General features: G+C 69.7%; 12 protein-coding genes. 11 read left to right on the plus strand and 1 reads right to left on the minus strand.

All coding sequences use genetic code 11. The annotated features are described in order from the left end of the window. Positions 1-57 precede the first annotated feature (57 nt). Complete coding sequence (locus tag EW117_RS24865) at positions 58-1626, plus strand: SpoIID/LytB domain-containing protein (RefSeq protein ID WP_129789421.1); 1569 nt, start codon at positions 58-60, stop codon at positions 1624-1626. Positions 1627-1826: 200 nt separating this feature from the next. Further along, a complete protein-coding gene (locus EW117_RS24870) occupies positions 1827-4337 on the plus strand; it encodes a LamG-like jellyroll fold domain-containing protein (RefSeq protein WP_242504542.1) in 2511 nt (836 codons plus the stop codon). An 86-nt stretch (positions 4338-4423) separates the two neighbouring features. Here EW117_RS24870 and EW117_RS24875 read toward each other — a convergent pair whose 3' ends face one another. After that, positions 4424-4663 (minus strand): DUF7455 domain-containing protein, encoded by a 240-nt coding sequence (locus EW117_RS24875; RefSeq protein ID WP_129789447.1) that lies wholly within the window; start codon positions 4661-4663, stop codon positions 4424-4426. Between the two features lie 199 nt (positions 4664-4862). On the opposite strand from EW117_RS24875, the gene EW117_RS24880 reads away from it, so the two are divergent. The 9 genes from EW117_RS24880 (at position 4863) to EW117_RS24920 (ending at position 13258) form a co-directional block, all read left to right on the plus strand. Then, a complete protein-coding gene (locus EW117_RS24880; RefSeq protein ID WP_129789423.1) occupies positions 4863-6986 on the plus strand; it encodes a DNA gyrase/topoisomerase IV subunit B in 2124 nt (707 codons plus the stop codon). Between the two features lie 115 nt (positions 6987-7101). After that, a complete protein-coding gene (locus EW117_RS24885) occupies positions 7102-7545 on the plus strand; it encodes a DUF4430 domain-containing protein (protein ID WP_129789424.1) in 444 nt (147 codons plus the stop codon). Continuing rightward, entirely contained in the window at positions 7524-8144 is a 621-nt protein-coding gene (locus EW117_RS24890; protein ID WP_242504544.1) for a DUF6580 family putative transport protein, read from the plus strand. The genes EW117_RS24885 and EW117_RS24890 overlap by 22 nt, the downstream gene beginning before the upstream one ends. Before the next feature lie 243 nt (positions 8145-8387). Beyond that, positions 8388-9368, plus strand: a complete 981-nt coding sequence (locus EW117_RS24895) for a pectate lyase family protein (protein ID WP_129789425.1) — start codon at positions 8388-8390, stop codon at positions 9366-9368. Between the two features lie 392 nt (positions 9369-9760). Further along, a complete protein-coding gene (locus tag EW117_RS24900) occupies positions 9761-10057 on the plus strand; it encodes a WXG100 family type VII secretion target (protein WP_129789426.1) in 297 nt (98 codons plus the stop codon). Positions 10058-10061: 4 nt separating this feature from the next. Then, a complete protein-coding gene (locus tag EW117_RS24905; RefSeq protein ID WP_129789427.1) occupies positions 10062-10343 on the plus strand; it encodes a hypothetical protein in 282 nt (93 codons plus the stop codon). A 47-nt stretch (positions 10344-10390) separates the two neighbouring features. Beyond that, a complete protein-coding gene (locus EW117_RS24910; RefSeq protein WP_129789428.1) occupies positions 10391-11860 on the plus strand; it encodes a hypothetical protein in 1470 nt (489 codons plus the stop codon). Continuing rightward, on the plus strand, positions 11857-12543 hold the full coding sequence (locus tag EW117_RS24915) for a hypothetical protein (RefSeq protein ID WP_129789429.1): 687 nt from the start codon (positions 11857-11859) through the stop codon (positions 12541-12543). The genes EW117_RS24910 and EW117_RS24915 overlap by 4 nt, the downstream gene beginning before the upstream one ends. Before the next feature lie 10 nt (positions 12544-12553). Further along, complete coding sequence (locus EW117_RS24920; RefSeq protein WP_129789430.1) at positions 12554-13258, plus strand: hypothetical protein; 705 nt, start codon at positions 12554-12556, stop codon at positions 13256-13258. The last annotated feature ends 26 nt before the right edge of the window (positions 13259-13284 follow it).

Raw genomic sequence — 13284 nt, forward strand, 5'->3', positions numbered from 1 at the left:
CCTCGGAAGACTCCCCGCCCGGCGTCGTCGTATGGAAATGTGCCCGATGTGTTCCCGTTGACCAGCGTCGCATCCCGAGCACTCCTGGGCCGCGCAGTCGCTTCCGTCCTGGCACTGTTCCTCGTGGTCGGCCTGACCGCGGCTCCCGCCGCCGCGGCCGGCTACACGCTGACCGCGTCCGGCACGTCGACGACCACCGCTTCCGTCGCGAAGACCCTCTCGGTGGTCTACAAGTACAACGGCGTCGCCCGGCCGAACGCCAGGGTCTCGCTGCAGAAGCGCAGTGGCGGATCGTGGGTCCGGGTGCGGTCCGTGACGACGGGCTCCACCGGCAAGGCGACGACGTCGGTGAACCCCAGCGTCACGACCAAGTACCGGTTCAAGACGACCCGCGCGACGAGCACGACCGTGACCGTGACCGTGGTGCCGGGCTCGTGGAGCATCGCGGGCTCGGGCAACGGCCACGGTGTCGGCATGTCGCAGTACGGGGCCTACCAAATGGCGCGCACCGGCAGCACGGCGTCCGACATCCTGCGCTACTACTACCCGGGCGCGACGGTGAGCACCGCGAACAACCCCTGGACGTCGATCGACGTCCAGGTGCTCGGGAGGTACGGCGACCCGGCCACCACCACCCTGGGCCTGTCTGCCGGGTCGTGGCGCCTGCTCGACGGCGGCGAAACCCAGCTCGCGACCGGCACGTCGGCGCGCAGGATCTCGATCGCCCGGACGACGGCGGGCGTCACCGCGAGGATCACCGAGAACGGCACGGTGGTGCAGACGATCGGTGCCCGCCCCACGCTCTACATGGAGTGGACGGGTACCGACTACTGGGCGGGCACTCCGGGCACCGTGACGGTCTCCGGGGCACAGGGTGCCTACCGCCACGGGCGCCTGCGCATCACCAGCCCCAACACGCGGCCCAACGTGGTCAACCAGGTGGTCATCAACGACGAGTACCTCTACGGCATCGACGAGATGGCATCGCTGTGGGGCACGAGCGCCTACGGCGGCGCCGCGGCGCTCCAGGCGCAGGCGATCGTCGCCCGCAACTACGCCATCCTGGACAAGACCGAGGGCCTGAAGGCGTCGTGCGACTGCCACCTCTACGACGACACCAGCAGCCAGAACTACACCGGCTGGAAGAAGGAGGGCGGCGAGGCGGGCGCGACATGGCGCGCGGCGGTCGACACCACCCGCCAGGACGGCGCCTCGACGGTCTCGATAGTGCGCAACGCGTCGGACGGCATCGCGGAGACGCCGTACTTCGCGTCGTCGGGCCGCGGTGGCACCTCTTCGGGTACCGCCAACAACCAGGACGCGTTCGGCACGGCCGCGCAGTCCCACCTGAGGCATGTGGCGGACCCCTACTCGGCGCGAGCGCCCAGCAACCCGAACACGTCGTGGACGGGCACGCTCACGCAGAAGAAGGCGAAGAGCGTCTTCCAGCTGAGCTGGGTCAAGTCGGTCAAGGTCACCGCGCGCTACTCGAGCGGGCAGATCAAGACCATGCAGGCGGTGTCGACCCAGGGCACCACTCGCACGCTGACCAAGACGGCCGAGGGCTGGCGGACCACGCTCGGATTCCGTGGCTCCTGGGCGGACACGGTGACCGCGAGGAAATAACTCAATAGAAATGGCTTGAATGAGGGTAGGCGACGCCCTCGCCCGCCGCTACGGTGATGCCTGGCAACGCAGCCAACCGTGCTCTGACCAGGAAGGTGACGCCGATGTCGCTAGTGAGGTCGCACCGCAGACACCCCTCAGCTCGTTCCGCTCCAGCCCTGTCTCGCCCCATAGCCCGACGGCGGCTCGGCGCCGCGTTCGTGGCTCTCGCCACCGGCGCCGTGCTCGCCGTCGTGCCGGGTACCTCCGCGCCCGCCGCCACCGGGCCGGACGGCGACCAGGCCGCATGGCCGGTCACCGACGCGCACCTGCCCACGCCGTGGACCGAGCAGGTCACGCCGGACAACGCGCTGCCGGAGTATCCCCGTCCGCAGCTGACCCGCGACCGCTGGGCGAACCTCAACGGGCTGTGGGAGTTCGCCGGGGCCGCGGAGGGGGAGGCGCCGCCGTTCGGCGAGACCCTCGCCGAGGACATCCTCGTCCCCTACCCGACGGAGTCCGAGCTGTCCGGCATCGACCGGCACGAGGACCACATGTGGTACCGCCGCACGGTCGAGGTGCCCCAGACCTGGCGCACCTCGGGTCAGCGCGTGCTGCTCAACTTCGGCGCCGTCGACCACACCGCGACGGTCTGGGTCAACGGGCAGGAGGTGGCCCACCACGAGGGCGGGTACGGCCGGTTCTCCGCGGACGTCACGGACGCCCTGACGGCGTCGGGCCCGCAGGAGGTGCTGGTCGGCGTCACCGACCGCACGGACGCTACCTGGCAGCCCGTCGGCAAGCAGCGCAACGTCCCCGACCGCGGCATCTTCTACGAGGGGGCCTCCGGCATCTGGCAGACGGTCTGGATGGAGCCCGTCGCCGGCGCCCATGCCGAGCAGCTGGACATGACCACCGACGTCGACACGAACACCCTGGCCCTCACCGTGGACGGCAGCGCGGCGGCCGCCGGCCGTACCGTCGACGTCGTCGTGCGTTCGGGGAGTGCGGCGTCCGACGCCGATCGTGCGCGGCCCGGGCGTGTCGTGGCGCGCACCACCGGCGTCGTCGGCGAGGAGATCTCCGTGCGGGTGCCGCGCGCCCACCTGTGGACGCCGGACGACCCGAACCTCTACGACCTGGAGGTACGCGTCCGAGACGCACGCGGCCGGGTCGTGGACACCGTGGGCTCGTACTTCGGCATGCGTGAGATCGGGGTCGCCAAGGGCGAGGACGGGCGCAACCACGTCACGCTCAACGGCGAGATCCTGTTCCTGCTGTCCACGCTCGACCAGGGCTACTGGCCGGACGGCATCTACACCGCGCCGACCGACGAGGCCCTCGCGTTCGACCTGGTCAAGCACAAGGAGCTCGGCTTCAACACGGTGCGCAAGCACATCAAGGTGGAGCCGGACCGCTGGTTCTACCACGCCGACCGGCTCGGGCTGCTGGTGTGGCAGGACATGCCGTCGATGAAGACCGGCCGCCCGCCCGTCGAGGCGCAGGAGCGGTTCGAGCGCGAGCTGCACGAGATGATCGACCAGCACTCGAGCTGGACCTCCGTGATCGGCTGGGTGCCGTTCAACGAGGGCTGGGGCGAGTGGTCCAGGGACGCGACCGGGCGGATCGCCCGGGAGATCAAGGCGCAGGACCCGACGCGGCTGGTGAACGCGCACTCCGGCGTGAACTGCTGCGACTCGCTCGGGGACAGCGGTGAGGGTGACATCATCGACTGGCACCAGTACGTGGGCCCGGCCCAGCCGGTGCCGGATGCCACGCGCGCGTCGATCGACGGCGAGCACGGCGGCTTCGGCCTCGAGGTCGACGGCCATATGTGGTTCGAGGACGGCCACGCGTACGAGATGACGCCCGACGTCGCCACACTCACCCGCCGCTACGTCGAGAACCAGGAGGACGTGCTCACCGCAGCCCAGCAGTGCGGCATCAGCGGGTCGATCTACACGCAGATCACCGACGTGGAGCACGAGGTGAACGGCTTCTTCACCTACGACCGCCAGGTCGAGAAGATGGACTTGGGTCAGGTGCGGGACGTCAACCAGTCGATCATCGAGGGCGCCGACGGCACGGGCGGCGAGCCGCCGGTGGTCGACCCGGGCACGCCCGGCCTGACCGGAGTGCACGCCTGGACCTTCGACGAGGGCACGGGCACCGTGGCGGCGGACGGCGTCGGCGACGCCGACGCGACCCTGACCGGCACCACCTGGACCGACGGCGTCACGGGCGGTGGCCTGTCGTTCGACGGCGCCGGCGAGGCCGACACGGGGCAGTCCCTGGTGCGCACGGACGGCTCCTACAGCGTCTCGGCGTGGGCGAAGCTGGACGTGGCCGACGGCGGCTTCCAGACCGTGGTCAGCCAGGACACCGGCGGCAACAGCGCGTTCTTCCTGCAGTACTCGGGGCAGGACCAGCGCTGGGCGATGAGCTTCGTGGGCACGCGCGCGCTGTCGCCCACCAAGCCGGTGCCGGGCCAGTGGTACCACCTGACGGGCGTGCGTGACGCCGCGGCCGGGACGCTGTCGCTCTACGTGGACGGCCAACGGGTCGCCACGAAGGACGTCTGCACCGCCCCGGCCACCGAGGGATCCCTCGTGATCGGCCGCGGCCAGTACGGCAGCAACGAGGTGGACCACATGCGGGGCGACGTCGACGACGTCCGGGTCTTCGACCGGGCGCTGTCCGACGCCGAGGTCGCGGAGCTCGCCGCGGGCTGAGCATGACGACGGCGGTGGGGTCACCTCGCGAGGTGACCCCACCGCCGTCCACGTTTGAGGGGGTCCGGTGGGTGTCCGGCCTGTGCTCAGGCCTGGCCGTGCTCCGCGTGGAGCCGGTCGGTCTCGTCCTGGACATGGGTGGCGACGTCCACATAGGCGGACGCGTGTGCGCGGGCGTGGTGGCCGCAGAAGAGCAGCTCGCCCACGGGCAGAACGACGCGCACATAGGCCTGCGCGCCGCAGCGGTCGCAGCGGTCGAGGGCGGTGAGCGGTTCGGTCGTCAAGGTCGTCACATCTCCATCCAACCATTCGCTCGCGCGGTTCATGCCAGCCCGGGTGGCCGGTTCGCTGCGAGCATAGCGGCGTGGCTCACAGTCTTGGGCCCCATCCGCCCCCAATTGCGCTGAAAGGGTAATTTCCGTCATGGGGTGAATCCTGGTGTCACACGACCACCACGCGTTCACCACGCGTCCCCGTGTGGAGCGCCTCACCGACGTTGTCGGTGACCTCGTCTACGCTGTCGCCGTGACCGCAACGTCCGAGTCGTACACCGCTCGCCACCTGTCCGTCCTCGAGGGCCTCGAGGCGGTTCGTAAGCGTCCCGGTATGTACATCGGGACCACCGACTCCCGTGGCCTGATGCACTGCCTCTGGGAGATCATCGACAACTCCGTCGACGAGGCCCTGGGCGGGCACGCCACGAAGATCGGGATCGTGCTGCACGCCGACACGTCCGTGACGGTGACCGACGACGGCCGCGGCATCCCCATCGACATCGAGCCCAAGACCGGCCTGAGCGGCGTCGAGGTGGTCTTCACCAAGCTGCACGCCGGCGGCAAGTTCGGCGGCGGCTCCTACCAGGCGTCCGGCGGCCTGCACGGCGTCGGCGCCTCCGTGGTGAACGCGCTGTCGGCACGGCTCGACGTCGAGGTGGACCGCGGCAGCAAGACGTACGGCATGACGTTCCACCGTGGTGAGCCGGGCACGTTCTCCGACCCGGCAGCAGGACCCGGCCCGGACTCGCCGTTCCAGCCCTTTGTGGACCACTCCGAGCTCGCCGTGGTCGGCAAGGCACCGCGCGGCCGCACGGGCACGCGCGTGCGCTACTGGGCCGACCGGCAGATCTTCCCGAAGTCCGCCGTCTTCAGCTACGACGAGCTGGTCACGCGCGTCCGGCAGACCACGTTCCTGGTGCCCGGCCTCGAGATCCTCGTGCGCGACGAGCGCGGGCTGCCGGGCACGCCCGGTGAGGACGGCCCGCACGAGGAGGTCTTCAAGCACAGCGGCGGCGCCGCCGACTTCGTGGAGTTCCTGGCGCCCGACTCGCCGGTCACGGCGACGTGGGTCCTGCGGGGCTCGGGCACCTTCAAGGAGACCGTCCCGGTGCTCGACGAGCGCGGCCACATGTCGCCGCGCGAGGTGCAGCGGGACTGCGAGGTCGACATCGCGCTGCGCTGGGGCACGGGCTACGAGACCGAGGTGCGCTCGTTCGTCAACATCATCTCGACGCCCAAGGGCGGCACGCACCTGACCGGGTTCGAGCAGGGCTTGCTCAAGGTGCTCCGCAAGGGCGTGGAGACGAACGCGCGCAAGCTCAAGGTCTCCACCAAGGACGGCGCCGAGCGCATCGAGAAGGACGACGTGCTCGCCGGCCTCACCGCCGTGGTCACCGTGCGCCTCTCCGAGCCGCAGTTCGAGGGGCAGACCAAGGAGGTGCTGGGCACGGGACCGGTGCGCCAGATCGTCTCCCGCGTGGTCGAGAAGGAGATCCAGGAGCGTCTGACCTCCACCAAGCGCGACGAGAAGACGCAGGCCTCGCTGCTGCTCGACAAGATCGTCGCCGAGATGCGCGCCCGCATCACGGCCCGCAAGCAGAAGGAGATCTCGCGCCGCAAGAACGCGCTGGAGACCTCTTCGCTGCCGGCCAAGCTGGCCGACTGCCGCTCGAACGACGTGGACCGCTCCGAGCTGTTCATCGTCGAGGGCGACAGCGCGCTCGGCACGGCCAAGCTCGCGCGTTCCAGCGACTTCCAGGCGCTGCTGCCGATCCGCGGCAAGATCCTCAACGTCCAGAAGGCGTCGATCAGCGACATGCTCCGCAACGCGGAGTGCGCGGCGATCATCCAGGTGCTGGGTGCGGGCTCCGGCCGCTCCTTCGACATCGAGGCAGCCCGCTACGGCAAGATCATCATGATGACCGACGCCGACGTGGACGGCGCGCACATCCGTACGCTCCTGCTGACGCTCTTCTACCGGTACATGAAGCCGATGGTGGAGGCCGGGCGCGTGTTCGCGGCGGTCCCGCCGCTGCACCGCCTCGAGGTGATCGGCAACGGCCGGCGCAAGAACGAGTACATCTACACGTACTCGGAGGCCGAGCTCAATGCCACGCTCAGGAAGCTCGACAAGGCGGGGCGCCGCTACAAGCCGGACATCCAGCGGTACAAGGGCCTGGGCGAGATGGACGCCGACCAGCTCGCGGAGACCACCATGGACCCGCGGCACCGCACGCTGCGCCGCGTCACGGCGGAGCACGCCGAGGCCGCGGAGCGCGCGTTCGAGCTGCTGATGGGCACCGACGTGGCGCCGCGCAAGGAGTTCCTCATCGCGGGTGCAGCCGAGCTGGACCGCTCGCGCATCGACGTCTGACCCTGAGGCGTCGGACCGTCGACAGCTGACAGGGGCCGCTTACCGGGATGCTCTGCGGCGTCGTCGTCCTGAGACGGCGACGCCGCGCGGCGCGCGCCGACCTAGACTCGCGAGCGTGAACACGACTTCTCGACGTCCGCTCCGTGCCCTCGGCTCGGCAGCCACCGCCCTTCTTGTTGCCGGCCTGCTCGCGGCCTGCGGCGGAGCCGCCACCGAGCCCGGGGCCATGGTCTCGGCGACCCTCAGCGCGCCGTCGGACGCAGCCAGCAGCGCGTCGCCGTCGGACAGCGCTTCGCCGGCGGCGGGCGCGGAGACGTTCAGCTACCCCGGGCGTACGGGTGCCACGGCCCTGGAGCTGCTGCTCGAGGCGGACCCGTCGGCCGAGGTCACGGGCGAGGGCGAGAACGCGTTCGTGACCGCCATCGGCGGCCGCGTGGCGGACGACTCGAAGAAGGAGTTCTGGTCGCTGTCCGTGGACGGCGAGCCGGCCCAGGTCGGGGCTGGGACACTGGAGACCGAGGACGGCCAGGAGATCACGTGGACGATCGAGACCTACTGACACCCGGGGCCGACCGGCGGGACCTGACGGCCCGGGAGCTGGCCCACCGCTGGTGGCGCCCCGCCACCGTGGTCCTGGTGCTGACCGCCGCCGTGGCGTGGCGCCTGGTCGCGCCTGGCCTGGGCGCGCCGCCCAACCTCGAGATCGCCACCGCCGCGACGTTCCTCGCCGTGCTGCTGCTGCGCAACCGGTGGGCGGCAGTCGTGCCGTTCGCCGTGGTCGCCGTGAGCGACGCGGTGCTCGGCAACACCCAGATCATGTGGTTCACGTGGTCGGCGTGGGCGGTCGTGGGCGCCGGCGCGATCCTCGCGCGGCACCTGCGCGGCCCCGGTCGGTACGCCGCCGCGCTCGGTGTGGGTGTCGGCGGCTCGCTGTGGTTCTTCGCGTGGACCAACTTCGGCGTCTGGCTGCTGGACGGGATGTACCCGGCCACGCTGGACGGCCTGCTCGCGAGCTACGTGGCGGGCCTGCCGTTCCTGCGCACGATGCTGCTGGGCAACCTGGTGCTGGTGCCGCTCGCCGCCGTCGTCGCCTCTCTGGTGGAGCGCGCCGAGGCGAGGGCGGCTGCCGGAGCCGGGCTCCGCGCCGCTCAGGGGTAGGGCCCCCGCCGGGGCCCACGATTCACTGGGTGAAAAAGCGCTGAGGAACCGGTTTCCCGAAACTCTTGACTTCACCCCCTCCGATGCTGCAGTCTCGTTGTTGGCCAACCGAGAAACCGGTTTCTCGGTGTACTACCTGCAGGCACTATCCGCCAGTTCAACGACGTTCGAGGGCGGCACCACGCACTACGGGCCGACGCGCCCGGCTGTCCCCGATCGACCTCAACGAGGAGGAAGATCTGTATGGCTAGAACACGACGTGCGGCAACGGTCATCGGCGGGCTGGGGGCGGGCGCACTGCTCGCCACGGGCGCCGTCCTGGTTCCGGGCCTCGCCAGCGCCGAGCCCGCGCCGGAAGCGCCGGCAGCGCCGCCCATGGTCGCCGCGACGGCGATCGGCTGGGCCGCCGAGAACGGTGGCACCACGGGCGGCGGGGGAGCATCGCCGGTCACGGTGGGCTCGGAGTCCGAGCTGACCGCAGCCCTCGAGGGTGACGCGGCGAAGGTCATCGAGGTCTCGGGCAACGTCTCGTGCGGCGACATGATCGACGTCGGCTCGAACACGACCCTCCGGGGTGCGTCCGGCGCGCAGCTCACCGGCTGCGGCCTGAACATCGTCGAGGTCGAGAACGTGATCGTCGAGAACCTCGCGTTCGACGACTGGGCCGACGACGCCATCAACATCCAGACGTCCACCAACGTGCTGATCGACCACAACACGTTCGGCACCGGCTACGACGGCGCGGTCGACACCAAGCGCGGGTCCGACTTCGTCACCATCTCGTGGAACCACTTCAACGGGCAGGACAAGAACTCGCTCGTGGGCCACTCGGACGACAACGCGTCCCAGGACCGCGGGCACCTGCGCGTGAGCTACCACCACAACTGGTTCGACGGGACCAACCAGCGCAACCCACGCGTCCGCTTCGGCAACCCGGTGCACGTGTTCAACAACCTGTACACGGACGTCGGTAGCTACGGCGTCGCCTCCACCCAGGAGGCAGGCGTGCTCGTCGAGGGCAACTACTTCGAGAACACCGAGGACCCGTTCCACCTCGGTGAGGGCGACTCGGACGAGGGCACCCTCGTGGCCCGGGACAACCACTTCGAGAACTCCGGCGAGGGGCAGCAGGGCGGCTCCGTGGCCGACGTGCCCTACTCGTACACGCTCGACCCGGCCGCCCAGATCAAGTCGATAGTGAGCGCGGGCGCCGGCCAGTCCTGACCTGTCGGGCCCACTGGTCGTCTGACCCGTGGGTCCGACACCTGCAAGGGCCGCCGCCCGACGGCGGTGTGCGTGCTCGTGGCGCACACCGCCGTCGGGCGGACTCTACCGAGGAGTCCCGGCAGCTCAGCGCGCGCAGTGGGAGCGGCACGTCGGCGAGCACGTCTGCTGAGTCCCATCGCCTCCGGCGCCGAGGGCGAAAGCGCTGATGAGAGGCCCTTTCCGGCGCTCATCTGAGCGGAGATCACGACGGGTCCGGGCATTGCCCGGGCCCGTCTTCGCCACGCCGCGTGCCGTTCCCGGGCTGTTCACACAATTGTCGCCGTCCGGTTGGTCCGATTAGTAACGATTGCGAAGCACGAATCCACGACACACGAGCGAGAGGTTCTGCCATGGCCAACATCAAGGTGACCTTCCAGGAGATGGAAGACGCCGCTCAGCGGTTGAAGCAGGAGTCGGACGACATGCAGGGCAAGCTCGACCAGCTTCGATCGATGGTGGACAACCTGGTGCAGGACGGCTACGTGACGGACAAGTCCTCCAAGCGGTTCGACGAGTCCTACAAGGAGCTCGACAAGGGTGGCAAGCAGGTCATGGAGGGTCTGACCGGCATCGGCGAGTACCTCAAGCAGGCCGCCGAGGCGCTGCGCAAGACCGACGAAGAGCTCGCCAACGCGCTGAACAAGTAGTCCCGTGTCCGACCTCGTCGTCACGTCGATCGCGCTGGACGATGCCGAGAAGCAGCTGGCGGCGATCGTTGACGAGTTCAAGGGCATGGACAAGCTGTGGGGCGACGGCACCCTCTGGGGCCACGACGCAGTGAAGAGCGCCATGGACGACTTCATCGACAGCTGGTGGGTCAAGCGGGAAAAGCTGACCACCAACCTCTCGGACCTGCAGAAGAAGATGAAGCAGGCGTCCGAGCAGTGGAACAACCTTGAGGTCGAGCTGGCCAAGTCCTTCGACGAGCAGTAACGAGACGAGCAGCAACGAGACGAGCAGCAACGACAGGAAGAGGATCGATGAGCGCTGTCCGGGGCGGGGACTGGCATCTGCTCGACTATGACTCGGACCCTGTCCCGGCGGAGGCTTCCGGCCTGGATGAGGTGATCAGGCACTACGAGAGCATCACGACGCAGATGGAAACCCAGGCGAAGCTGCTCAAGAAGATCGGCGACGGCGACGAGACCCTGCTCAAGGGTGTGGCCGCCGACGCCATGCGCAAGCGGTCCCGTGAGAGCGCCGACGCGCTGAACAAGGCGGCCGGCCGGTACGCCGACGTCCGCGACGCGCTGCGCACCTACAAGCCCGCGCTGGAGACCGCACGCTCCGAGACCGGCTTCGCCCTCCGGGACGCCGAGGACGCCGCGGGCGCCCAGAGCTCGGCGGAGGGCATGCCCGACCCGGTGAACGACGACCGGCCGGACGACGCGCCGCCGCTCACCGAGGCGGACCGGCAGGCCACAGCGAACCGCTCGGGCAAGATCGAGGCCGCGAAGCAGGACCTCGCGGCGGCGAAGGCCAGAGCCGTCGCCGCGATGAGCGCGTTCGACACCGCCGCCGACGCGGCGGCCCGCAAGATCCGGGAGAACTGGGGCGACGACGGCCTGAAGCACAGCGGCTGGGAAGCGTTCCTGCACCAGCTCAACAAGATCCTCAAGAAGCTCGTCGAGATCCTGATGTACATCGGGATGGCGCTCGCCGTGCTGAGCATCCTCATCCCGGGCCTGGGCATCCTTACCCTGCTCAGCGTCGTCGCCACGGTGATCTCGGTCGCCGCCAGCTTCATCCTCGCCGTGCAGGGCGAGGGCAGCTGGCTGAGCGTCATCATCGGCGTGCTCAGCCTCGGCCTGATCGGGGTCGCGGCGAAGATGGCCGGCTCGCTCAAGAACGTCCAGGCCGGGCTCCTGACCAAGGGAGCCGGATCGCTCGGCAACCAGACCAAGGTGATGCAGAACCTGATGCGAGACCGGGAATGGTTGCGCAACCTCCTGACGATCGGCGCGACGCCGAACATCGCACGCCAGATCTCCGCCCTGAGCTTCAAGATCGGCCCGCTGGGCTCCAAGCTACGTGGCTGGCAGGACTTCGCCGGCAAGACCAGCGTGTCGCCCGGCTGGTGGCAGATCGGCAAACCGAACGCGTGGATCAAGGGCGACTTCAGCAAGCTGAGCGCGTGGTTCAAGAACGACATCAGCCGCATCAAGACGATGTGGCCGCGCGGCGACTACCGCTGGGACCGCCTCATCGGCATCAGCGACATCAAGGACGTGCAGAAGATCAGCGCCGCCCTCAGCCAGATCGGCGTCACCGGCTTCGCCATCAAGCCGTGGATGTACATCGGGCCCATCTCGTACACGTTCTCCTGGGGCATGCGGCCGTTCAGCCTGCTCAACCCCTCCAACTTCAATCCCGCCGACCCGCGCTGGAGCCTCTACGGCTGGCGCGATGCCGACTACGCGGGCCTCTACTCGGATCAGCTGGGCCTATGACGACGCAGAGCAGCAACACGTCCCGCGGCGTCGACGACGTCGAGATCTCCGGCTGGACCTGGCGGATCGAGCCGCCCGTGGGCTGGCTCGTGGTCCCGGCGACCGGGCTCGACGATCCCGACGAGATCCCGGGCTGGGAGCAGGAAGCAACCGTGGTCGTCCGTGAGTCGGTCGAGCCGCGCCCGGACGAGTCCGGCGAGACGGTCGAGCTGGACGACGCCGAGCGCGCCGAGCTGGACCAGCTCGCCGCCGACTCGGTGGTGAACCTCCGGGCCTTCGCCGACGGCATGGCGCCGGGTGGCAACCGGGTCGTCAGCGCCCTCGGGGTGATGGGGAACGGGCCCGTCCCGGTCCTGGTCGCCGTGGGCGTGAGCGATCCGGCCGACCCGGACGACGGCCTCATGGACGCGCTCGGCGCGACGGGCGGCAACCTGGCCGCGCCGCCGAACGTCGAGCACCTGGACCTGCCCGACGGCGACGGCGTGCGGGTGGTCCGCCTCGACATCGACGAAGCCGGGACCGGCTGGATGAGCGTCGCCGTCGGCCGGCGCGTCGAGCACCACGACGCCGTCGTCGACACCGTGCTGGTGTGGCGCACCGTCGACCTGTTCCTCGTCGCGGCGATGGTGGAGCTGCTCGACCAGCTCCTGCCCGCCGTGCAGATCACCCGGAGCGCACCATGAACGAAACACGATGAGCGAAGCACGCAACGGCATGCCGGGCGACGCCCTCGCGATCGGGAAGCCGACCGACAGCTGGGTCATGCTGCTGCCACCCGGGTGGGCGCGGTTCCCCACGGGGGAGGGGCGGGCCCGCGAGCTGGACGACGCGATCGAGGAGGTCGTCGCCAGGGCGCTGCCGAGCGACCTGCCCCGGGACACGGCGGAGCCGCACCGGCACATGCTGCGCGACCAGCTGCACCGGACCCTCGACGGCGCGCGCGACGCGGGAAGCGGATCGGTCTACCTCCCGACCGAGCCGATGAACGGCACGATCATCCCCGCCTCCATCACCGAGCTGGAGTTCACCAGCGACCCCGGCCGCGATCCCGTGGCCGTCGCGACCAGCATCCTCGCCGACGGGTACGAGGAGAGCGACCTGGTCGAGGTCGACGGCAGGCCCGGCGTCCGCGTCGTCGCGACCTCGCACGAGGTGCAGCAGGAGGGTGACTGGCCGGTGGTCTCCACCCGCCAGGTGCTGTACGTGGTCTCGCGCGACGACGCCGAGGGGGAGTGGCTCGCCATGTCCTTCAGCACGATCTGGAACAGCCACGACACCGAACGCCTCGCGGAGGCGCTGGTCTTCTTCTTCGACGCGGTGATGGGCACCTTCCGCTGGGCGGGCCCCGGGACCGACATCGCGAACCTGCCGGAGCGGAAGGTCCCCGGCTCCGCGTGACACATCTGACGTACCGACACATCTGA

Source organism: Promicromonospora panici, from assembly GCF_900608595.1.
Classification (GTDB): domain Bacteria; phylum Actinomycetota; class Actinomycetes; order Actinomycetales; family Cellulomonadaceae; genus Promicromonospora; species Promicromonospora panici.